Source organism: Shinella sp. H4-D48 (assembly GCF_022637395.1).
In the GTDB taxonomy this organism is placed as follows: Bacteria; Pseudomonadota; Alphaproteobacteria; order Rhizobiales; family Rhizobiaceae; genus Shinella; species Shinella sedimenti.
In genome coordinates this window covers 3,266,978-3,287,329 of record NZ_CP093337.1, presented here as the reverse complement: position 1 = coordinate 3,287,329, position 20,352 = coordinate 3,266,978, and the positions used below count along the sequence as shown (strand labels likewise).

20 protein-coding genes, 1 pseudogene and 1 riboswitch are annotated in these 20,352 nt (G+C 65.6%); of the genes and pseudogenes, 8 read left to right on the top strand and 13 right to left on the bottom strand.

What is annotated here, in order from left to right; genetic code table 11:
- The first annotated feature begins 6 nt into the window (after nt 1–6).
- Nucleotides 7–951, top strand: coding sequence for a glutathione synthase (gene gshB, locus MNR02_RS16185; protein WP_241947501.1), 945 nt, complete (start codon nt 7–9; stop codon nt 949–951).
- A gap of 198 nt (nt 952–1,149) precedes the next feature.
- Complete coding sequence (locus MNR02_RS16180; protein WP_241948901.1) at nt 1,150–2,682, top strand: YifB family Mg chelatase-like AAA ATPase; 1,533 nt, start codon at nt 1,150–1,152, stop codon at nt 2,680–2,682.
- 78 nt (nt 2,683–2,760) lie between these two features.
- On the opposite strand, the gene MNR02_RS16175 is transcribed toward MNR02_RS16180, so the two are convergent.
- The 3 genes from MNR02_RS16175 to MNR02_RS16165 form a co-directional block, all read right to left on the bottom strand.
- The gene (locus MNR02_RS16175) at nt 2,761–3,093 is read right to left on the bottom strand and encodes a hypothetical protein (RefSeq protein ID WP_241947500.1); all 333 of its coding nucleotides are present in this window, start codon (nt 3,091–3,093) and stop codon (nt 2,761–2,763) included.
- 138 nt (nt 3,094–3,231) lie between these two features.
- Complete coding sequence (gene cysK, locus MNR02_RS16170; protein WP_241599694.1) at nt 3,232–4,197, bottom strand: cysteine synthase A; 966 nt, start codon at nt 4,195–4,197, stop codon at nt 3,232–3,234.
- 126 nt (nt 4,198–4,323) lie between these two features.
- Complete coding sequence (locus MNR02_RS16165) at nt 4,324–4,941, bottom strand: LysE family translocator (RefSeq protein WP_241947499.1); 618 nt, start codon at nt 4,939–4,941, stop codon at nt 4,324–4,326.
- Between the two features lie 281 nt (nt 4,942–5,222).
- Here MNR02_RS16165 and MNR02_RS16160 point away from each other — a divergent pair.
- A pseudogene (locus MNR02_RS16160) lies at nt 5,223–5,861 on the top strand (LysE family translocator).
- On the opposite strand, the gene MNR02_RS16155 reads toward MNR02_RS16160, so the two are convergent.
- Together MNR02_RS16155 and dut are read right to left on the bottom strand one after the other, a co-directional pair.
- The gene (locus MNR02_RS16155) at nt 5,862–6,755 is read right to left on the bottom strand and encodes a GNAT family N-acetyltransferase (RefSeq protein WP_241947498.1); all 894 of its coding nucleotides are present in this window, start codon (nt 6,753–6,755) and stop codon (nt 5,862–5,864) included.
- The gene (dut, locus tag MNR02_RS16150; RefSeq protein ID WP_241948900.1) at nt 6,752–7,225 is read right to left on the bottom strand and encodes a dUTP diphosphatase; all 474 of its coding nucleotides are present in this window, start codon (nt 7,223–7,225) and stop codon (nt 6,752–6,754) included. Before dut ends, MNR02_RS16155 begins: the two co-directional genes overlap by 4 nt.
- A gap of 95 nt (nt 7,226–7,320) precedes the next feature.
- Here dut and MNR02_RS16145 point away from each other — a divergent pair, with 95 nt between their 5' ends.
- Complete coding sequence (locus MNR02_RS16145; RefSeq protein ID WP_241947497.1) at nt 7,321–8,901, top strand: peptide chain release factor 3; 1,581 nt, start codon at nt 7,321–7,323, stop codon at nt 8,899–8,901.
- Nucleotides 8,902–8,952: 51 nt separating this feature from the next.
- Nucleotides 8,953–9,047, top strand: a riboswitch (TPP riboswitch).
- A 35-nt stretch (nt 9,048–9,082) separates the two neighbouring features.
- Nucleotides 9,083–9,892, top strand: coding sequence for a bifunctional hydroxymethylpyrimidine kinase/phosphomethylpyrimidine kinase (gene thiD / locus MNR02_RS16140; RefSeq protein ID WP_241599705.1), 810 nt, complete (start codon nt 9,083–9,085; stop codon nt 9,890–9,892).
- 3 nt (nt 9,893–9,895) lie between these two features.
- Here thiD and MNR02_RS16135 read toward each other — a convergent pair whose 3' ends face one another.
- The 4 genes from MNR02_RS16135 to MNR02_RS16120 form a co-directional block, all read right to left on the bottom strand.
- On the bottom strand, nt 9,896–10,507 hold the full coding sequence (locus MNR02_RS16135) for a LysE family translocator (protein ID WP_241947496.1): 612 nt from the start codon (nt 10,505–10,507) through the stop codon (nt 9,896–9,898).
- 74 nt (nt 10,508–10,581) lie between these two features.
- A complete protein-coding gene (locus MNR02_RS16130) occupies nt 10,582–11,382 on the bottom strand; it encodes an AraC family transcriptional regulator (RefSeq protein WP_241947495.1) in 801 nt (266 codons plus the stop codon).
- Nucleotides 11,383–11,385: 3 nt separating this feature from the next.
- Nucleotides 11,386–11,751, bottom strand: a complete 366-nt coding sequence (locus MNR02_RS16125) for a GFA family protein (protein WP_241947494.1) — start codon at nt 11,749–11,751, stop codon at nt 11,386–11,388.
- A gap of 55 nt (nt 11,752–11,806) precedes the next feature.
- The gene (locus tag MNR02_RS16120; protein WP_241947493.1) at nt 11,807–12,718 is read right to left on the bottom strand and encodes a pirin family protein; all 912 of its coding nucleotides are present in this window, start codon (nt 12,716–12,718) and stop codon (nt 11,807–11,809) included.
- A 276-nt stretch (nt 12,719–12,994) separates the two neighbouring features.
- Between MNR02_RS16120 and MNR02_RS16115 the strand changes: the two genes are divergently transcribed.
- Nucleotides 12,995–13,816, top strand: a complete 822-nt coding sequence (locus MNR02_RS16115; RefSeq protein ID WP_241599714.1) for a class II glutamine amidotransferase — start codon at nt 12,995–12,997, stop codon at nt 13,814–13,816.
- On the opposite strand, the gene coaBC is transcribed toward MNR02_RS16115, so the two are convergent.
- The 4 genes from coaBC to ubiE form a co-directional block, all read right to left on the bottom strand.
- Nucleotides 13,809–15,014: a bifunctional phosphopantothenoylcysteine decarboxylase/phosphopantothenate--cysteine ligase CoaBC gene (gene coaBC / locus MNR02_RS16110; protein WP_241948899.1), complete on the bottom strand. Its 1,206-nt coding sequence runs from the start codon at nt 15,012–15,014 to the stop codon at nt 13,809–13,811. The two genes, MNR02_RS16115 and coaBC, sit on opposite strands and share 8 nt — an antisense overlap.
- Nucleotides 15,015–15,114: 100 nt before the next feature.
- Nucleotides 15,115–15,918 (bottom strand): ion channel, encoded by an 804-nt coding sequence (locus tag MNR02_RS16105; RefSeq protein ID WP_241947492.1) that lies wholly within the window; start codon nt 15,916–15,918, stop codon nt 15,115–15,117.
- A gap of 40 nt (nt 15,919–15,958) precedes the next feature.
- On the bottom strand, nt 15,959–17,533 hold the full coding sequence (gene ubiB, locus MNR02_RS16100; protein WP_241947491.1) for a 2-polyprenylphenol 6-hydroxylase: 1,575 nt from the start codon (nt 17,531–17,533) through the stop codon (nt 15,959–15,961).
- Between the two features lie 37 nt (nt 17,534–17,570).
- Complete coding sequence (gene ubiE / locus MNR02_RS16095) at nt 17,571–18,347, bottom strand: bifunctional demethylmenaquinone methyltransferase/2-methoxy-6-polyprenyl-1,4-benzoquinol methylase UbiE (protein WP_241947490.1); 777 nt, start codon at nt 18,345–18,347, stop codon at nt 17,571–17,573.
- A gap of 175 nt (nt 18,348–18,522) precedes the next feature.
- On the opposite strand from ubiE, the gene mutM reads away from it, so the two are divergent.
- Both mutM and MNR02_RS16085 read left to right on the top strand, forming a co-directional pair.
- Nucleotides 18,523–19,413, top strand: a complete 891-nt coding sequence (gene mutM / locus MNR02_RS16090; RefSeq protein WP_241599722.1) for a bifunctional DNA-formamidopyrimidine glycosylase/DNA-(apurinic or apyrimidinic site) lyase — start codon at nt 18,523–18,525, stop codon at nt 19,411–19,413.
- Between the two features lie 47 nt (nt 19,414–19,460).
- Nucleotides 19,461–20,234 carry an enoyl-CoA hydratase gene (locus tag MNR02_RS16085; RefSeq protein ID WP_241947489.1) on the top strand — a complete coding sequence of 258 codons (774 nt, stop codon included), beginning with the start codon at nt 19,461–19,463 and terminating at the stop codon, nt 20,232–20,234.
- Nucleotides 20,235–20,352 lie beyond the last annotated feature (118 nt).

Genomic DNA, 20,352 nt, shown 5'->3' with positions numbered 1-20,352 from the left:
CTTTTCATGGCTAAGATCAAGAACGTCGCGGTCCAGATGGACCATGTGTCGACCATCAGCATCGCCGGCGATTCCACCTTCGCCATGAGCCTCGAGGCGCAGGCCCGCGGCTACAAGCTCTTCCATTACACGCCCGAACGGCTGAGCCTGCGTGACGGCAAGGTCTATGCGAGCGTCGAGCCGATGGAGCTGCGCGACGTGAAGGGCGACCATTATACGCTGGGCGAGGCCGAGCGCGTCGATCTCGCCACCATGGATGTGGTTCTGCTGCGCCAGGATCCGCCCTTCGACATGGCCTACATCACCTCGACGCATCTGCTCGAGCGCATTCACCCGAAGACGCTTGTCGTCAACGATCCGGCCTGGGTGCGCAACTCGCCGGAGAAGATCTTCGTCACCGAATTCGCCGACCTGATGCCGAAGACCCTGATCACCCGCGATCCCGCCGAGATCCGCCGCTTCCGTGACGAGATGGGCGACATGATTCTCAAGCCGCTCTATGGCAATGGCGGCGCCGGCGTATTCCATTCGACCAAGGACGACCGCAACCTGTCGTCGCTGCTCGAAATGTTCGGCCAGATGTTCCGCGAGCCCTTTATTGCCCAGCAATATCTTCCTGATGTCCGCAAGGGCGACAAGCGCATCATCCTCGTCGATGGCGAGCCGGTGGGTGCGATCAACCGCGTGCCGGCCGAGCATGATGCGCGCTCCAACATGCATGCCGGCGGCCGCCCGGAGCCGACGCAACTGACCGCGCGCGAAAAGGAAATCTGCGCCCGCATCGGCCCATCGCTGCGCGAACGCGGCTTCCTGCTCGTCGGTATCGATGTCATCGGCGACTACATGACCGAGATCAACGTCACCTCGCCGACGGGGCTGCGCGAGGTCAAGAAATTCGGCGGCGCCGACATCGCGGCCCTGCTTTGGGATGCCATCGAAAGCAAGCGCTGAGGCCGGCGGCGGGGCCTGCGGTTCGCCGTCGCCCCGCCTTTGTTCCGCCGATGCAACCGCCTGCAACCAAGGCGTGGATAATTCTCTCGCAAGTTCTATAATTGTTCTTGTTCCATTCCGCGTTCCGTGCCAGATTTGCAATTGCAACCCTGGGGCGGGTTGATGGTCCGTTTTCGGCTGAAGCGAGCGGGGGCAGTCATGGTGGCGCGTGTCGGGACAATAGCGTTTCAGGGTATCGAGGGCGTGCCTGTCGATGTGCAGGTGATGGTCGCGCCCGGCAAGGTGGGCATGCAGATCGTCGGTCTCGCCGACAAGGCCGTGGCGGAAAGCCGTGAGCGGGTTCAGGCCGCATTGCACGCCTCCGGTCTCTCGTTGCCGCCCAAGCGGGTCACGATCAATCTGGCGCCGGCCGACCTGCCCAAGGAGGGCAGCCATTACGACCTCGCCATTGCGCTCGGGCTGATGACGGCGCTGGGTGCGGTGCCCGGCGATGCGCTGGATGACTATCTCGTCATCGGTGAACTCAATCTCGACGGCACGATCGCGCCGGTTGCCGGTGCCCTCCCGGCGGCCATGGCGGCCAATGCCCTGGGCAAGGGGCTGATCTGCCCGGCGGAAAACGGCGCGGAAGCGGCCTGGGCCGGCGGCGGCCTCGATATTCTGGCGCCGCGCAGCCTCATTGCGCTCGCCAATCATTTCAAGGGAAGCCAGGTCCTGTCGCGGCCGGCACCGGCTATTCGCGCCGCCGCTACCGGCCTGCCCGATCTCGCTGATATCCGCGGGCAGGAAAGCGCCAAGCGCGCACTGGAAGTGGCGGCGGCGGGCAACCACAATCTGCTGATGGTCGGGCCGCCCGGCTCGGGCAAGTCCATGCTCGCCGCGCGGCTGGCCGCCATCCTGCCGCCACTCTCGCCGGCGGAACTACTCGATGTCTCGATGATCCATTCCATCGCCGGCCAGCTTTCCGGCGGGCGCCTGTCGGATCGCAGGCCGTTCCGCGCACCACATCATTCCGCGACCATGGCCGCCCTTGTCGGCGGCGGCTCGCGTGCCCGACCCGGCGAGGTGTCGCTGGCCCATAACGGCGTGCTGTTTCTCGACGAACTGCCGGAATTCTCGCCGCAGGCGCTCGATGCGCTGCGCCAACCGCTCGAAACCGGCGAATGCATCATCGCGCGGGCTAACCACCGCGTCAGCTACCCCGCCGCCTTCCAGCTTGTCGCGGCGATGAACCCCTGCCGCTGCGGCATGGCGGGTGAGCCGGGACGCAGTTGCGCGCGCGGACCGCGCTGCATGAGCGAGTACCAGGCGCGCATTTCCGGCCCGTTCATGGACCGGGTGGATATCCGCATCGATGTGCCCGCGGTTTCGGCGAGCGATCTCATCCGGCCCGTGGCCACCGAGCCGAGCGAGGCGGTTGCCCGGCGCGTCGCGACCGCGCGCGCCCTGCAGATCGACCGGTTTGCCCGTCTGGGCATGCCACAAGTGACGAGCAATGCACGTGCCTCCACCGCGCTCGTCGAACGCATGGCGGAGCCCGATCCCGCCGGGCTGCAATTGCTGCGCGATGCCGCCGAGAAGATGCGCTTTTCCGCCCGCGGATACCATCGGGTGCTGAAGGTTGCGCGCACGCTCGCCGATCTGGAGGACGTGCCGCTCATCGGGCGCATCCATCTGGCCGAGGCGATCTCCTATCGTATTGCAGGCGAACGCATGCATGCGGCGGCCTAGGCTTGCGCATGCGACCGGCCGGCCGTGTGACGGAGGATCGGAGATCGGAAGGCCGGGCCGCTGCCGCCGGCCGTGTCGTCAGGCCGGCTCCTGACGGACGGCTTCGATGTAGTGGCCGCCGGGATCGATGACGGCGGCGGCATAGTCGGTTTTGCCATAGTGGGCGAATGCCCGGTACTCCATCGTCGTCGCCCCGCGAAAAGCGCCGCCGCGTGGAAACGGTCGACCGTCGGCCGGTCGGGTGCCGCGAAGAAGATGGGAATCCAGGGACGGGCGGTTGCGTGGCATCGGCCCTTTCCTTGAGTGCGAACCTGCCGCTGCCGCCGGCACCGGACCATAGCCGACAGCCTGATCGGTCTTGCCGAGCCAGATATCGGGTCGGATGCGGCGGCCAGAGTCGAGTCCCGCCATCCGCGTGGCATCATAGAAGGCGAGGGCGCGTTCAAGATCGCGCATGACAGGGTAGAGGTGGTGAAGCGTGGTGGCTCTACGCAGGGGGCCTGTGCATGGGAAAGCCCGCCGATGGTTACTCGGCGGGCCGTCGTCGTCTCAGCCGAGGCCGTCGAAGAGCGCGGTCGACAGATAGCGTTCCGCGAACGACGGAATGATCACGACGATCGTCTTGCCGGCATTTTCCGGGCGGCTGCCCACCCTGGCGGCGGCCGTCAGAGCGGCGCCTGAGGAGATGCCGACCGGAACGCCTTCGAGGCGGGCGACCAGACGGGCATTCTCGAAGGCCTCGTCATTGGTGACGGTGACGACCTCGTCATAGACGGACTTGTCGAGGATGGCAGGCGCGAAGCCGGCGCCGATACCCTGGATCTTGTGCGGACCGGGGTTGCCGCCCGACAGAACTGGGCTGTCGGCCGGTTCGACGGCGACGACCTTGAATCCGGGCTTCCTGGCCTTCAGAACCTGCCCGACACCGGTGATCGTGCCGCCGGTGCCGATGCCGGACACGAGGATGTCGACGGCGCCGTCGGTGTCGTTCCAGATTTCCTCGGCCGTGGTCTTGCGATGGATTTCCGGGTTGGCTGGGTTCTCGAACTGCTGCGGGATGACGGCTCCGGGAATGGTGCTTGCCAGTTCCTCGGCCATGGCGATCGCACCCTTCATGCCCTTGGGGCCTTCTGTCAGCACGAGTTCGGCGCCGAGCAGCGCAAGCATCTTGCGGCGCTCGATCGACATGGTCTCCGGCATGGTGAGGATGAGGCGATAGCCCTTGGCAGCCGCCGCGAAGGCAAGCGCGATGCCGGTATTGCCAGAGGTTGGCTCGACCAGCGTCGACTGGCCGGGCGTGATCTTGCCCTGCGCTTCCAGAGATTCGATCATCGCCACGCCGATGCGATCCTTCACCGATGCGATCGGATTGAAGAATTCGAGCTTGCCGAGCAGATTGGCGACGACGCCCTTTTCCTTGGCGAACTTGTCGAGGCGCACGACGGGCGTGTCGCCGATCGTCTCGGTGATGGATGCATAGACGCGGCCGCGGCCGGGTTTGCGGGTATCGCTCATCGGATTCCTCCTGGTTTTCGTTGACGCGAATGTAGGAGGGAATAGGGCTTTAGACGAGTCCGGATTTCGCGGCAAAAGCGCCGGTTGTGGAATAATCCGGTCATTCCACGCCGAAAGTCCGCTCCCTCAGGCCGCCCTGGTCGCGATATAGGCGGCTGTGCCGGCAAGAACGCTTGCAGCGATACGGTTCAGCCTTTGCAGGGCCCTGGGCTGTCTGAGAAGCAGCCGGGCGCGAGAGGCGAGCGCGATATAGGGGATGAGCACGGCGAGGAGCACGATAAAGGTCGCGGCCAGCAGCAGGCCATAGTCGCCGAGGCCGACGGCATTGAGATCGACAAGCGTCGGCACGAGCGCCACGTAGAACAGCATCGTCTTGGGATTGCCGAGTGTCACGAGCAGGCCGGAAAGGAAGGCGGCGCCGATGCTCGTGGAGCGACGGGCCTCGATATCCTGCGGCAGGAGCCCGGCGGTCCAAAGCTTCCAGGCGATGTAACCGAGATAGAGCGCACCGGCGATCTTGATGACCATGAAGGCCGTGGTGAAGGTCTGCGCGATGAAAGCGAGGCCGAGGATGACGGCCGTCAGATAGACCATGTCGCCGAGAATCAGCCCGAGCCCCATGAAGAAGGTCGGCCGGAAACCGGAGCCGAGCGCGCGCGCGACGATGGCCGTGATGCCGGGACCGGGAATGATGGCGGCGATGAAAAGCGCGCCGGAATAGGCGAGGAGAACGGCGAGAGACATGGTGAGCTCCTTGATCGACCCCTCTTACGCCCGACGTCGTTTTCCGGCAATGGGTCGATTTCGCGCACTGAATCCGCGATCTGGATCGGCGCCAACAAGGCGGGCGTGTAAGCCGGAGAGCCCGGTTCTTCCGGCAGCTTGCCCGAGTGGAAGGTGCCGTGGAGCCTGCATTTTCGCAAACCATATGCCACGCAGCTGATGGCCCATTTGTCACCGAGACAAGTGTCATCCTTGCGACGGCGGGAAGCGAGGGATACGCCTTCGGTGTGCATCAGGGAGAAATGTCCGTGCCCGATCTGACAAGTCTTGCCGCCTTCGCCCTCATCGCCTTCGGCATGGTTCTGACGCCGGGGCCGAACATGATCTATCTCGTTTCCCGCTCGATCTGCTAGGGTCCGGCGGCTGGTCTCGTCTCGCTTGGCGGCGTCGCTCTTGGCTTTGTCTTCTATGTGCTGTCGGCTGCGCTCGGCATCACCGCGTTCCTGATGGCGGTGCCCTTTGCCTATGATGCGTTGCGGCTTGCCGGCGCGCTCTATCTCGCCTGGCTTGCCTGGCACGCGCTGCGCCCGGGCGGTCGCTCGGCCTTCGAGGTGAAGGCGCTGCCGCGCGACAGCAACCGCAGGCTTTTCTTCATGGGGCTGTTGACGAACCTGCTGAACCCGAAGATCGCCGTCCTCTATCTCTCGCTTCTGCCTCAGTTCATCGATCCGGTGAAGGGAAACGTCCTCGGGCAATCGCTGGTGCTTGGCGGCGTGCAGGTCGTCATCAGCGTCAGCGTCAATGCGCTGATCGCCGTGTCGGCCGGCTCCGTCGCGGCGCTTCTCGCGACGCGCCCGCGCTGGGTACTCGTGCAGCGCTGGCTGATGGGCACGGTGCTGGCCGGACTGGCGCTGCGCATGGCGACCGAAGCGCGCCGCTGATCAGAATTCGGCCATCGGCGGCAGGGCGAACGGCAGGGCGGGCGGCAGACCGTCCGGGCCGCGCAGCATGAGAACCATCTCGCCGTCGTCAGCAAGGGCCTCGCCATTCCACGCCAGGTGATCGGGCGCGAAATGCACGGTCACGCGCTGCGCGGCGACAGCGAGGCTGGCGAGAATGTCCGCGAGGCCGGGCATGCGTGTGCCGATGATATCGAGGATATCGACATTGCCCTCGTCATCCGCCTGCCACGCAACGACCACGCCCGCTTCCTCCAGGAGGTCGAGCTTGAGGTCCGGCATCAGCGACGCGTTGAACAGGAACATTTCTTTCTGCCGGAGCGGCGCGAAGCGGTCGGAAACCGGTGCGCGGCCATCGAGCAGCTGGCTGAGCAGCGTGAGGTCCGCCTCGTTCGCGAGGTGAAGCCGGCGGGTCGCGAACGCCCGCCCGCCCGTGGGAGGCACGCCGGCGAAGCGGTGCTGCGGGAGCGGGCGGAAGCCGTGTTTCTCGTAGAGCGCCGGCGTGTCCGTGAGCAGCACGACCGCCTCGAAACCCTCGGCGTCGCAATGATCGAGCGCTGCCTCCATAACGGCGCGGTAGAGCCCGCGGCCGCGGTGGTCTGGCCGGACCGCGCCGGATTGCAGGCCGGCCGCGCGCACGAAGACGCCGTCGATGACGAGCGGCATGGCGAAAGCGGTGATGTTGGCGATGCAGGCACCGTCGGCGTCAAAGAAGCCGAAGGGCGCGCTGGTCGGGTCCGGCCCGCCGAGCCGGTCCATGCCGGAAACATCGATCTCGAATATGTCCTGGAGCAGGTCGCATAGACCCTGCCAGGCGGCCCGGTCGTCGAAGTAATGCGCGAGGAAGACGAGGCCCGCTTTGTCGGCCGCGATCACCGGACGCCGGTGGAGCCGAAGCCGCCCGCGCCACGGGCGGTTTCGCTCGCCTCCACGGCCTCGCGCACGGCCACCTGCGTCACAGGCGCGATGACCATCTGGGCGATGCGCATGCCGCGTTCGATGGTGAAGGCTTCCTTGCCGAGATTGACGAGCAGCACCTTCACCTCGCCGCGATAATCGCTGTCGATCGTGCCGGGCGTGTTAAGGCAGGTGACGCCGTGCTTGAAGGCGAGCCCGGAGCGCGGCCGGATCTGGGCCTCGTAGCCCTGCGGGATCTCGAAGACGAAGCCGGTCGGCACGAGCGCGCGTTTTCCCGGTTCCAACGCGATCGGCGCATCGGCATCCACGGCCGCGCGCAGGTCCATGCCGGCGGCGCCCGTCGTTTCGTAGGCGGGAAGCTCGATATCCGCGCCGTTCGGCAGGCGGACGAGGGAGAGCGTGGGCTTCGTGGGGGCGTGCGCGTTCATGGCACCCATAAGCCGGTCGCAGGCGCGGGCCGTCAATTGCATCTTCGCGGCGGAGCCTGTAAAGACCGCGCCAACTCACAGGATATTGCTTGAACATGGCCGAAACCCTTGCCGAGGCGGTCTCCCGCCGCCGCACCTTCGCGATCATCGCGCACCCGGACGCCGGTAAAACCACACTCACCGAAAAGCTGCTGCTGTTCGGTGGCGCCATCCAGCTCGCGGGTGAAGTGAAGGCGAAGAAGGACCGCATCCAGACCCGGTCCGACTGGATGAAGATCGAGCGCGAGCGCGGCATCTCCGTCGTGACTTCGGTCATGACCTTCGAATATGACGGCAACGTCTTCAACATTCTCGACACGCCCGGTCACGAAGACTTCGCCGACGACACCTACCGCACGCTGACGGCGGTGGATGCGGCCGTCATGGTCATCGATGCCGCCAAGGGTATCGAGCCGCGAACGCTGAAGCTGTTCGAGGTCTGCCGCCTGCGCGATATCCCGATCATCACCTTCGTCAACAAGATGGACCGCGAAAGCCGCGATCCCTTCGAAATCCTCGACGAGGTGGAAGAAAAGCTGGCGCTCGATACGGCACCGGTGACCTGGCCGGTCGGCCGCTCCAAGACCTTCTGCGGCTCCTATCATCTGGCCGACCGCACTTTCCGCGGCTCGGACACGCAGGTCCAGCCGACGAAGATGGACGATGCGGCCGAGGTCGCCAAGCACCTGCCGGAAAACGAGCGCCAGACCTTCATCGACGAGATGGAACTGGCTCGCGAGGCATGCCGCCCGTTCGATCGCGAAGCCTTCCTCGAAGGCCATATGACGCCGGTCTTCTTCGGCTCGGCGCTTCGGAATTTCGGTGTGCGCGACCTCATCAACGCGCTCGGCGCCTTCGCGCCGCCGCCGCGCGACCAGGTGGCGGATGTGCGCAAGGTCCACGCCGCCGAAGACAAGATGACGGCCTTCGTCTTCAAGATCCAGGCCAATATGGACCCGAACCACCGCGACCGCATTGCTTTCGCGCGCGTCTGCTCCGGCATGCTGGAGCGCGGCATGAAGGTGCGGCTCGCCCGCACCGGAAAGACGATCGGGCTTTCGGCGCCGCAGTTCTTCTTCGCCTCGCAGCGCCAGCTCGCCGACACGGCCTATGCCGGCGACGTGGTCGGCATCCCCAACCACGGGACGCTGCGCATCGGCGATACGCTGACGGAAGGCGAGGCGCTGGTGTTCGAGGGCGTGCCGAACTTCGCGCCGGAAATCCTGCGTCGCGTGCGGCTGGAAGACGCGATGAAGGCCAAGAAGCTCAAGGAAGCGCTCCAGCAGATGGCCGAAGAGGGCGTCGTGCAGCTCTTCTCGCCGGAAGACGGCACGCCGGCCATCGTCGGTGTCGTCGGCGCGCTGCAACTCGACGTTCTCAAGGAGCGCCTGCAACAGGAATACGGCCTGCCGGTGTCCTTCGAAATGTCGCGTTTCTCCGTCTGCCGCTGGATTTCCTCCGAAAACGCGGCCGAACTCGACAAGTTCGTCACCCAGCGCCGCGGCGACATTGCCCGCGACCTCGATGGCGATCCGGTGTTCCTGGCGCAGGACAGTTTCTCGCTGCGCTACGAGGCGGAGCGCTATCCCGATATCAAGATGGTCGCTATCAAGGAGTACCACGTCACCAAGGCGTGACGGCGGCCTGTCACTTTCAGGGTGACAGGCGCCTCTCCATTTGCGAAAAGCGTTGCCAGACAGGGGCGTCCGCGCAGGCGGGCTGAGAAGCACCCTTTGAACCTGAACCGGATCATGCCGGCGGAGGGAGTCGCTGGCACTGCCGTTGCCCCGCGTCCGCCTCCGTCCGCAAGGAGGCGAGATGGCAGACACAATCGCAAACATTCTCTCGATCGCAGGCTCCGACCCCTCGGGCGGCGCCGGCATCCAGGCTGACCTCAAGACCTTCGCCGCCCGCGGCACCTATGGCATGGCGGTGTTGACGGCGCTCACGGCGCAGAACACGCAGGGCGTTTCGGGCGTGCATCTCGTGCCGCCGGCCTTCGTCGCGGCACAGATCGCCGATGTCTTCGCCGATGTGCGGGTGGGCGCCGTCAAGATCGGGATGATCGCCTCGGGCGAGATCGCCGAGGCGGTGGCGAATGCGCTGTCGCCGCATCGCTCCGTTCCCATCGTGCTCGATCCCGTCATGATCGCCAAGGGTGGAGCCTCGCTTCTGGCCGGAGAAGCCGTGGAGGCCCTGACGCGCCGGCTGCTGCCGCTGTCCACCCTGCTCACGCCGAACCTGCCGGAGGCGGCCGCCCTGCTCGCCGAGGCCGAGGCGACCGACCGTGCGGCCATGGAAAACCAGGCGAAACGCCTGCTGGCGCTCGGACCGAAGGCGGTTCTGCTGAAGGGCGGGCATCTGCCGGGCAACGAGAGCCCCGACGTGCTGGCGATGCCGGGCGGGCTGCGCTGGTTCGAGGGCGTGCGCGTGCTCACGCGCAACACCCACGGCACCGGCTGCACGCTGTCGAGCGCGGTGGCGGCGGAACTGGGCAAGGGGCATTCGCTGCCCGATGCCGTGGCGGCGGCCAAGAGCTTCGTCGCCGGTGCCGTGCGCGGATCCGATGCGCTGACCGTCGGCACGGGCCATGGCCCGCTGCACCATTTCCACGCGCTCTGGGCGTGACGCTCAGCGATCCGAAAGCGCCAGCCGCAGGCCCATGAGCCCCAGGGCCGCGGCGAAGCTGCGCTGCATCCAAGTCATCACCGCCGGCCGGCTCAGCACCTGTCGGCGCAGGCTTGCCGCAAGCGCCGCATACGCGGCGAAGACGAGGAAGGTCAGCAGCATGAACACGCCGCCGAGCAAGAGCATCCGCGCCGTCAGGTGCGGCGCGCCATCGGGCACGAACTGCGGCAGGAAGGCGAGGAAGAACAGCGAGAGCTTGGGGTTGAAGACATTGGTGAAGGCGCCCTTGCGTACGATGCGCGCGGCCGTCTCGACCGGCTGTTCCGGTCCCATATCGAGCGTGCCGCTGTCCCGAATCATGCTCCAGGCGATGAAGAGCAGGTAGGCGACGCCGACGATGCGTAGGACTTCGAAGGCAAGCGCGCTGGCATGCAGGATGGCGGCGAGCCCGGCGATGCTGGCCAGCATATGCGGGATGATGCCCAGCGTGCAGCCGAGGGCCGCAAGCAGGCCGGCGTGAAAGCCGCCGCTGACCCCGCGTGCCACGGTGTAGATGACGCCGGTGCCCGGAAGCAGGATGACGATGAGCGAGGTGACGAGGAATTCCGCGGTCATTTCGGGTTTCCATGTGCTTGAAGAGGCGGCAGGAAACACCGGGTGGCCCTTTCGGTCTTGAACGAAATTGCAGGTCAGGCGAGGGCGGCAAGATAGGCGCCCGGCGTGTAGCCGTAACGCCGCGTGAAGTTGCGCGTCATGTGACTCTGGTCGGCGAAGCCGGCGCCGGCCGCGGCATCCGCAAGCGGATTGCCGGCAGCGATGAGGCGGCGGGCAAGGTCCGTTCGGCGCTGGATGAAATAGGCGTGGGGTGTCAGCCCCGTGGCGCGGGCGAAATCCCGCACCAGCCGGAAACGGCCAAGGCCGCAATCGGCGGCCAGCGCGTCGAGCGTGACGGGCGAGACCGGGTCGGCGTCGATCCGCTCGCGTGCGCGGGCGATGCCGGCAGCCGCAATGCCCTCGCGGCGCGGCGCCTGTTCGCGCAGCACCGCCGCCAGCAGCAGGAGAAGACGCTCATCGCGGCAGATTGCGGCAGCCTGTGTGTCGACCAGCGCTACGAGCGCGGCTGCGACAAGCCGGCCGACGCGGCTGTCGTCCAGCACGGGCGCATGAAACTCCTCGCGGGCGCGTCCTTCGAAAATGTCCTGTGCGGCGGCCGCGACGATGTCGGGCTGAATGTAGACCATTCGCCAGGCGCGGGATGCGCCGCCGAGCGGCGCGCCGTCATGCACCTCGCCGGGATTGACGGTGATCGTGTTGCCGGCCTGCGCCTCCACGCGGCCCCGCCCGCTCGCCGACGTCTGGGCGCCGCGTTCGACAAGACCGATGCCGTAGGTGTCGTGGCTGTGGCGCGCAAAGGCATGGCTGCTGTCGGCGATGACGGCTTCGACACCGCCGATGGCCGTGCGCAGAACCTGGAAACGTCCGTTTGCCACGCTCTACTCCTGCGACGCGCCGGGCAGGGCGCCGGTCTCGCCGAACCAGTCCATGGCCGAAGAACACCAGATCTGGCGCTTCGGTTTGAGGGTGGCACGCTGGTTGATGCTGCCCCAACGGATACCCCAAAAGGCGGCCGCCGGGCAGAAATGCAGAAATCGCTCACGGCCGCTTTCGGCGATCTTGGTATAGACCTTCGGCGTCTCGCCGGTGAGGGTGAGATCTGCCTGCGGCACGCGCACGGTGACGCGGTAGGGCGAGCCGGTCAGCCGTTGGCAGTCCGTGCAGTGACAGATGAGCAGCGCATCGGGATCGATGTCAGCCTCGTAGGTCACGAAGCCGCAATGGCATTGTCCGTCGATCCGCATCTCTCGTCCTTCCGCCTCACGTCAAGACGGAAGGATAGGGGCCTGTCGCTTGCCGTCAATGCGCCGGCTTGATGAAGGTGCCGTTGCGCAGCTCGCGCATGGCCTGCTGCAGCTCGGCCTGCGTGTTCATCACGATCGGGCCGTGCCAGGCGACGGGCTCCTCGATCGGCTTGCCCGAGACCAGCAGGAAGCGGATGCCCTGCTCGCCGGCCTGCACCGTGACCTCGTCGCCTGTGTCGAACACGACGAGCGTGCGGTTGCCGGAAAGGTCGCGGATGTTCAGCTCCTCGCCCTGGAACTCCTTCTCCACCTTCACGCCGAAGGGCTTGGAGGCGTCGCGGAACGTGCCGGAGCCGGCAAAGATGTAGGCGAAAGCCGAGCGGTAGGTATCGACCGGCAGACGCTTCGTCTTGCCCGGCGGCACCGAGATGTCGAGATAGACGGGCTCGGCGGCGATGCCGTCGACCGGGCCGGTCTTGCCCCAGAAGCTGCCGGCGATGACGCGCGCCACCGTGCCGTCGTCGTCGATGGCGACGGGAATATCGGCGGACTTGATGTCCTGATAGCGCGGCGCCGTCATCTTCAGCGACGAAGGCAGATTGGCCCAGAGCTGGAAGCCATGCATCTTGCCGGCGAAATCGCCGCGCGGCATTTCCTGATGGAGGATACCGCTGCCGGCCGTCATCCACTGCACGTCGCCGGCGCCCATGACGCCCTGATTGCCGAGGCTGTCGCCGTGTTCGACGCTGCCTGCCAGAACATAGGTGATGGTCTCGATGCCGCGATGGGGATGCCACGGGAAGCCGCGGATATAGTCATCGGGATCGTTGTTGCGGAAGTCGTCCATCATCAGGAACGGGTCGGTCAGCGATGGATCGCCGAAGCCGAAGACGCGGTGCAGCTTCACGCCGGCGCCTTCCATGGCGGGGCGGGCGATGCTTTCGTGTTTGACGGGGCGTATGGACATGGAAGAAGTCCTTTCGACTGGGTTGCTTGACCGTTCCTATACGCCAGCGCGATTGTTCACGAAATCTGCCCGATGTGAAACGCAGTGTTCACCGCAGGCCACCTGGCCCGGCACCGTTTCCATTGTTCGTCAGTGCCGGAATGACACGCATGGTTTCGCCCCGTTTACTTTCGTTAACGCATTTTTACCTATTTGCGTTGAAAATCCGGGTAGTGCCATGGTTAATGCGTCGGATCAGTCACCGGTTCGAACCGGTCCAATCAAGCAGGAAATGTCATGTGCCGTTGGGCAGCCTATCGCGGAGAGCCGCTCTTTCTCGAGGAACTCGTTTCCTCGCCCGCCCATTCGCTGATCGAACAGTCCCATTGCGCCACCCGTGCCAAGACGGCCACCAACGGTGATGGTTTCGGCATCGCCTGGTATGGCGACCGCCCGGAGCCCGGTCGTTACCGCGATATCCTGCCGGCTTGGTCCGACTGCAATCTTCGCAGCATTGCGCGGCAGGTCCGCTCGCCGCTCTTCCTGGCCCATGTCCGCGCCTCGACGGGCGGCGGCACGCGGCGCGACAATTGTCATCCCTTCGTGCACGGCGTCTGGTCCTTCATGCATAACGGCCAGATTGCGGATTTCGAGCATATGCGCCGGCCGCTCGAGACCATGCTGGACAATGATCTCTATAACGCCCGCACCGGCTCGACGGATTCCGAATTGCTCTTCCTTCTGGCGCTGCAATTCGGCCTTGCCCGCGATCCGCTCGGCGCGATGGCAGAGACCATCGCCTTCGTCGAGCGGCTTGCCGCGCATCTGGAGCATCGCGTGCTGGTTCGCTTCACGGCCGCTTTCTCCGATGGCAACCAGCTTTACGCCGTGCGCTATGCGACGGACTATGCGGCACCCACGCTCTACGCCGCGCCGATGGGCGATACCGGCGGCTATTGCCTCGTGTCAGAGCCGCTGAACGACGACACGGAGGCCTGGGTGGAAATCCCGGATGGCAGCGCCGTCGTGCTCGGTGAAAACGGCGTCGACATGCGCATCTTCTCGCCTGCCGGCCGCCCGGCAGGCGCGATGGAAGCGAAGCTCGCCCTCGTCACGTAAGCCGTTCGGCAATCCAGCCGGCGAGACGATCAGCGACATCGTCCTTCGAAAGCTCTGGCCATGCCGTGATGCCATCGGCGGTGATCAGCTTCACGCTGTTCATCGTGCCGCCCATGATGCCGGTTTCCGGCGAGACATCATTGGCGACGATGAGGTCGGCGCCCTTCTTCTTGAGCTTCACCCGGCCGTTGTTTTCGACGTCCTGCGTCTCGGCCGCGAAGCCGACGACGACAGTCGGGCGCTTCGCGTGATGGCCGATGGTCTTCAGGATGTCAGGGTTTTCTGAGAGTATCAGCGGCGGTGGGCCTTCGCCGGGTTGCTTCTTGATCTTTTCCGCATTGGGCGTCGCCACGCGCCAGTCGGCGACGGCGGCCACCATGACGGCGATGTCTGTCGGTAGTGCGCCGAGCACCGCCTCCAGCATCTGCGACGCCTGCTCGACGCGGATCACCGTCACGCCTGGCGGATCGGGGATCGTGACCGGGCCGGAAACGAGCGTCACCTCGGCGCCAAGCCGCGCGAGCGCTGCGGCGATGGCATGACCCTGACGGCCCGAGGAGCGGTTTGCGATATAGCGCACGGGATCGATCGGCTCATGCGTCGGACCCGACGTGACCACGGCCCTGCGGCCGGCAAGCGGCTTCGCGCCGCCATCCAGCAGGCGCTCCACGGCCGCGACGATTTCCAGCGGTTCAGCCATGCGGCCGGCGCCGGCCTCGCCGCTCTCGGCCATCTCGCCGGCATTCGGACCGATGAAGGCAAGGCCGTCGCGGCGCAGCGTCTCGACATTGCGGCGCGTCGCGGCATGCGACCACATCTTCGGGTTCATGGCGGGCGCAAGCAGCACGGGTCGGTCGGTGGCAAGAAGCACGGTCGAGGCAAGGTCGTCGGCCAGGCCGTTCGCCATCTTGGCCATCAGGTCGGCCGTGGCGGGCGCGACGACGATGAGGTCGCAATCGCGGGCAAGGCGGATATGGCCGACATCCTGCTCGTCCTCACGCGAGAACAGGTCCGTATAGACATGGCCGGACGACAGGGCGCCGACGGCAAGCGGTGTGACGAAGTGCTGGGCGCCCGATGTCATAACAGGCCGTACCTCCGCCCCGCGTTCGCGCAGACGGCGAATGAGATCGAGGCTCTTGTAGGCGGCGATCCCGCCGGAAATGACGAGGAGGATGCGTTTTCCTGCAAGCGGCATGGCGTGTCCCGGGCTCGTGAGGCGCAAGCGGCCCCGAAGGGCGGTCATGATGTCCTATCGCGTCGAAACCGCATTTCCAAGCGCTCTTCGCCGGCCGGCTTCAACTCCCCTCGTCGGGAATGTTGAGGACATGGCCGCAGGCCTTGCAGTGTACGGCGTCGGCATCGTGGCGCGACAGGCCGCATTGCGGGCAGGGGAAGGTCACCTTGTAGGGCCGAACGATCGCCTGGGCGAGGCGCACGAAAAGCGAGATGCCGACGATCATCGTCACGATGGCGGTAAGCTTGCCGAGCGTGCCAGGCAGCACGATATCGCCGAACCCCGTGGTTGTGACGGTCGCGACCGTGAAATAGAGGGCGTCGACGAAGCCGGCAAAGCCCTCCGCGCCGTAGAAGAAATTGGAATAGACGAAGCCCGTGACGAGGAAGAGGAAGACAAGGAAGTTCAAGCAGGCCTGGATGAGGTCTTCCTTGTCGCCATGCCCGGTGCGCCGCAGCGTCAGCGTGACCAGCTTGCTCTGGCTGATCGCCCAGATGCGCAGCACCCTGAGGAAGGCGAAATTGTGCAGCTGGTTGGGAAAGAGCAGCGTGCCGAGAATGACGATATCCACCCAGGTCATCGGCCGCATGACCCAGTAGCGCAGGTTCGGCGCGATCAGGGCCCGCGCGCACAGTTCGAAGGCGATGACGGCGGCGATGAGATAGTCGACGACGACATAGGCCGAGCCCTGTCGCAGATAGGGGCCGGCAATGAAGAACGCGAGGATCGCGACATCTAGGAGCAGCATGCCGATCTGGAAACGGACCGCCTCCCGGTCCCGGCCGAAATAGAGGCCGCGCAGCTGCCGTCGCGTGCGCTCGAGAAAGGATAGGGGTTCAGTGGCGCCTTGTGGCTCTGCGGTCATGGCAAGGAGACTAGCGCCGGGCCGGCGCCGGTCAAGCGGCTCAGGTGAGCTTCCAGGCGATGTAGACGAGCGTCGCGGCGATCAGCCAGAGCGCGACGCGGCCCGAACGGCTGTGGCGGGCTTCCGAGCGGCCGATGGCCTCTGCCGTCTCCGCATCGAAGCGCAGGCCGCGCTCTGCCATCACGGTCAGGTCGTGCGAGAACTTCTCGGCCTTGGCGGCAATCTCCGGGGCGGCTTCCGCCAGCCGCAGGGCGGCATGTGCGCCGTCGCGCAGGTCGACGAGGAGGCGCTTGGGGCCGAGATTGTCGCGGATCCAGTCGCCGACGACGCCTTCCGAGGCCTTCCACATGTTGAAGCGCGGGTTGAGCGTGCGCGACACGCCTTCCACCACCACCATGGTCTTCTGCAACATGACGAGCTCGGTGCGGGTCTCCATGTCGAACAGTTCCGTCACCTCGAAAAGCAGGGTGAGCAGCTTGGCCATGGAGATGGTCTCGGCCGGCTGGCCGTGGATCGGTTCGCCGATGGCGCGGATCGCCTGGGCGAAGCTCGCCGTGTCGTGGTGAGAGGGCACGTAGCCGGCTTCGAAATGCACGTCGGCCACGCGCTGGTAGTCGCGCGTGATGAAACCGTAGAGGATTTCCGCGAGGAAGCGGCGTTCCTTCTTGCCGAGCCGGCCCACGATGCCCATGTCGACCGCGACGATGACGCCCTGCGGATCGACGAACAGGTTGCCTTGGTGCATGTCGGCATGGAAGAAGCCGTCGCGCAGCGTGTGGCGCAGGAAAGACTGGATGAGCGTGTCGGCGAGCTGGTTCAGATCGCGGCCGGCCGCGCGCAGGCCTTCGACATCCGACATCTTGACGCCGTCGATCCATTCCATGGTGACGACATCGCGCCCGGTGCGCTCCCAGTCGACCTTGGGCACACGAAAGCCGGGATCGTCGGCGGTGTTCTCGCCAAGCTCGGAAAGCGCTGCGGCTTCGAGGCGAAGATCCATCTCGACCTTCGTCGTCTGCTCCAGCGTTCGCGTCACCTCGACGGGTTTCAGGCGGCGCGTGTTGGGCAGGATCTTTTCCTGCAGCCGCGCTGCGGCATACATCGCCTCCAGATCGTGGGTGAAGCGCTGGCGTACGCCGGGCCGGATGACCTTCACGGCGACCTTGCGCTCGCCATTGGCGTCGCGCACCGTCGCAGGATGCACCTGCGCAATGGAAGCCGCGGCGACGGGATCGCCGAATGTCACATAGAGGTCATCGAGCCTTCGTCCGAGCGAACCTTCCACCGTCGCGACCGCCGCCTCGCGCGGGAACGTCGCCATGCGGTCCTGGAGGGCGGAAAGCTCCACGGCGATCTCGGCGCCGACCACGTCGGGCCGCGTCGCGAGGAACTGGCCCATCTTCACATAGGACGGGCCGAGGCGCTCGATGGCGCGCGCCAGCCGGTCGCCGCGGTCTTCGCGCGTGGCCCTTCGGCGCGCCAGAAGGCCGGCGAAGGCGTGCGCAGTGCGTGCCAGCGGCGGCATGCCCTCGGTCGGCAGGGCAGAGACGACGCCTTCGCGCACGAGAACCCAGCCCACGCGGGCGAGGCGAAGATAGGCACTGACGACGCTCATGCGGCAAGGCTGCGTGAAGACGAGAAACGGATCATGATCAGAGCTTCCAGCCCGAATGCAGCGCGGCGATGCCGCCGGTATAGTTGGTGTAGTTCACCCGCGAGAAGCCGGCGGTGCGGATCATCGCGGCGAAGTCTTCCTGGTTGGGGAACTTTCGAATGGATTCAACGAGATACTGGTAGGGCTCCGCATCGCCGGTGATCATCTTGCCGAACTGCGGGATCGCATTGAACGACCAGGCATCGTAGAATTTGTCGAGCAGCGGCATCTCCACTTCGGAGAATTCCAGGACGAGCAGGCGGCCGCCGCGCTTCAGCACCCGGTAGGCTTCCGAAAGCGCCACATCGATGCGCGGCACATTTCGGATGCCGAAGGCGATCGTATAGGCATCGAAGCTGCCCGCCTCGAAAGGCAGTTCCTCGGCATTCGCCTCGACGAAATCGAGGTTCGCCGACAGGCCCTTCTTTGCGGCCCGGTCGGCGCCGACTGCCAGCATCGAGCCGTTGATGTCGAGCACGGTGGAATGGGCCAGCCGCTCGGAGGCCTCTATGATACGAAAGGCGATGTCGCCCGTGCCGCCCGCTACATCGAGCGTCTTGTAGGACGGGTCCTTGCGCGGGTTGAGGCTTGCGATCATCGCATCCTTCCAGGCCCGGTGCAGGCCGGCGGACATGACGTCGTTCATGATGTCGTAGCGCTTGGCGACCTTGTGGAACACGTCGTTGACGAGCGCCTGCTTCTCCCCTTCGCGAACCTGGCGAAAGCCGTAGGAGGTTTCCATGCCGCCGTCTGCGGATGTGCGCTGTTCCGTCATCGTCGTCTCCATGGGCCGGTCTGTCGCAGCCGAATTGCCGCGAAGACCATAGCGAATTGGCTGTTGCCGCGCTATCTGAACGCTTCGCGGGGTATATAGGACATAGATTGCCGAGAGGGAAATGCCGGAGCGCGGCAAATGCGCCCAAGGTTAAATCCCGTTCAAGGAGATGGATATGCCGGAACTGCCGGAAGTGGAAACCGTCAAGCGCGGCCTCGCGCCCGTCATGGAAGGGTCGCGGATAAAAAGAGCCGAACTGCGCCGTCCGGATTTGCGTTTTCCCTTTCCGCCCGCCTTTTCGCAAGCGCTCGAAGGGCAGAGGATCGTGTCGCTCGGCCGGCGCGCGAAATACCTGCTGATCGATCTCGAAGGCGGCGACGTGGTGATCTCGCATCTGGGCATGTCCGGGTCGTTTCGCGTGGAAGGCCCGGCGCTGGAAGAAACGCCCGGCGATTTTCACATGCCGCGCAGCAAGGACCCGCGTCACGACCATGTCGTGCTTCATCTCGAGACCGGGGAAGGCGAACGCCGGGTCATTTACAACGATCCCCGCCGCTTCGGGTTCATGGATCTTGCGCGGCGCGAGGATCTCGCCGCCCATGCCTTCTTTCGCGATCTCGGTGCCGAGCCGACGGGCAACAGCCTGGACGCCGATTACATCGCGGCGAAGTTCCGTGGCCGGCAGACACCGCTGAAGGCGGCACTGCTCGACCAGAAGAACATTGCCGGTCTCGGCAACATCTATGTGTGCGAGGCGCTCTGGCGCGCGCATCTGTCGCCCGAACGGCTGGCGGGAACGCTGGTGACGGCGGCAGGCAAGCCGAAGAAGGAGCTGGTCGCGTTGAGCGAGTCGATCCGCCAGGTCATCGCCGACGCCATCGAGGCCGGCGGCTCCACCCTGCGCGATCACATCCGCACCGACGGTTCGCTTGGCTACTTCCAGCACACCTTCTCCGCCTATGACCGCGAGGGCGAGCCTTGCCGGACACCGGGCTGCTCGGGCACCATCAGCCGGATCGTGCAAAGCGGCCGCTCGACCTTTCATTGCCCGGTCTGCCAGAAGTAACGCCGATGCCGGGGACCGGCATTGCGCCGCAAACGAGGAGAGAAAGCATGACCTATGAAACGCTGCTGGTGGAAACGCGTGGACGCGTTGGTCTCGTCACGCTCAACCGGCCGCAGGCGCTGAACGCGCTGAACCGCCAGCTGCTCGACGAGTTGAAGGGCGTGTTGGCGCGGTTCGAGGCGGATGCCGAGATCGGTGCGATCGTCATAACGGGTTCGGAGAAGGCCTTCGCGGCCGGTGCGGACATCAAGGAAATGCAGCCCTATGGCTTCGCCGAGGCGGTGACGGAAGACCTCGCCGCCGGATGGGATGCGATTGCAGCCTGCCGCAAGCCGATGATCGCGGCCGTCAGCGGCTTTGCGCTCGGCGGCGGCTGCGAGCTCGCCATGATGTGCGATTTCATCATCGCCTCCGAGACGGCGAAGTTCGGCCAGCCGGAAATCACCCTCGGCGTCATTCCCGGCATGGGCGGCACGCAGCGGCTGACGCGTGCCGTCGGTAAGGCGAAGGCCATGGACCTCGTTCTGACCGGCCGCATGATGGATGCGGCGGAGGCCGAACGCTGCGGTCTCGTCGCCCGCGTCGTCGCGCCGGAAAAGCTTCTGGACGAGGCGCTGGCCGCGGCGGAAAAGATCGCAGGCTTCTCGCTGCCGGCGGTCATGATGGCGAAGGAGGCCGTCGGCCGGGCACACGAGACGGTGCTGTCGGAGGGCATGCGCGCCGAGCGCCGGCTGTTCCACGCGCTGTTTGCCACCGAGGACCAGAAGGAGGGCATGGCGGCCTTCATGGAGAAGCGCAAACCGACATTCAGGAACCGCTGAGCATCCGTCCGGCCTTTCTTGCAGAATCCGCGTTGACGACACCGCGGTTTCCAGCTATACGCCGCCCACAGTCTGGAAAGCCGAATTCTGAGGTTTTCCGATATTGCTCCCGAATTGC

What these genes read in the sequence shown, in the direction of transcription:
- MNR02_RS16165 (WP_241947499.1), bottom strand. Translation starts at nt 4,941, where the DNA reads ATGTCTCTCGCCGTTCTCCTCGCCTATTCCGGCGCGCTTTTCATCGCC.
- MNR02_RS16105 (WP_241947492.1), bottom strand. Translation starts at nt 15,918, where the DNA reads ATGACCGCAGAGCCACAAGGCGCCACTGAACCCCTATCCTTTCTCGAG.
- MNR02_RS16135 (WP_241947496.1), bottom strand. Translation starts at nt 10,507, where the DNA reads ATGACCGCGGAATTCCTCGTCACCTCGCTCATCGTCATCCTGCTTCCG.
- MNR02_RS16125 (WP_241947494.1), bottom strand. Translation starts at nt 11,751, where the DNA reads ATGCGGATCGACGGACAATGCCATTGCGGCTTCGTGACCTACGAGGCT.
- MNR02_RS16085 (WP_241947489.1), top strand. Translation starts at nt 19,461, where the DNA reads ATGACCTATGAAACGCTGCTGGTGGAAACGCGTGGACGCGTTGGTCTC.
- mutM (WP_241599722.1), top strand. Translation starts at nt 18,523, where the DNA reads ATGCCGGAACTGCCGGAAGTGGAAACCGTCAAGCGCGGCCTCGCGCCC.
- MNR02_RS16145 (WP_241947497.1), top strand. Translation starts at nt 7,321, where the DNA reads ATGGCCGAAACCCTTGCCGAGGCGGTCTCCCGCCGCCGCACCTTCGCG.
- gshB (WP_241947501.1), top strand. Translation starts at nt 7, where the DNA reads ATGGCTAAGATCAAGAACGTCGCGGTCCAGATGGACCATGTGTCGACC.
- coaBC (WP_241948899.1), bottom strand. Translation starts at nt 15,014, where the DNA reads ATGCCGCTTGCAGGAAAACGCATCCTCCTCGTCATTTCCGGCGGGATC.
- MNR02_RS16115 (WP_241599714.1), top strand. Translation starts at nt 12,995, where the DNA reads ATGTGCCGTTGGGCAGCCTATCGCGGAGAGCCGCTCTTTCTCGAGGAA.
- ubiB (WP_241947491.1), bottom strand. Translation starts at nt 17,533, where the DNA reads ATGAGCGTCGTCAGTGCCTATCTTCGCCTCGCCCGCGTGGGCTGGGTT.
- dut (WP_241948900.1), bottom strand. Translation starts at nt 7,225, where the DNA reads ATGAACGCGCACGCCCCCACGAAGCCCACGCTCTCCCTCGTCCGCCTG.
- thiD (WP_241599705.1), top strand. Translation starts at nt 9,083, where the DNA reads ATGGCAGACACAATCGCAAACATTCTCTCGATCGCAGGCTCCGACCCC.
- MNR02_RS16120 (WP_241947493.1), bottom strand. Translation starts at nt 12,718, where the DNA reads ATGTCCATACGCCCCGTCAAACACGAAAGCATCGCCCGCCCCGCCATG.
- cysK (WP_241599694.1), bottom strand. Translation starts at nt 4,197, where the DNA reads ATGAGCGATACCCGCAAACCCGGCCGCGGCCGCGTCTATGCATCCATC.
- MNR02_RS16180 (WP_241948901.1), top strand. Translation starts at nt 1,150, where the DNA reads ATGGTGGCGCGTGTCGGGACAATAGCGTTTCAGGGTATCGAGGGCGTG.
- MNR02_RS16175 (WP_241947500.1), bottom strand. Translation starts at nt 3,093, where the DNA reads ATGGCGGGACTCGACTCTGGCCGCCGCATCCGACCCGATATCTGGCTC.
- ubiE (WP_241947490.1), bottom strand. Translation starts at nt 18,347, where the DNA reads ATGACGGAACAGCGCACATCCGCAGACGGCGGCATGGAAACCTCCTAC.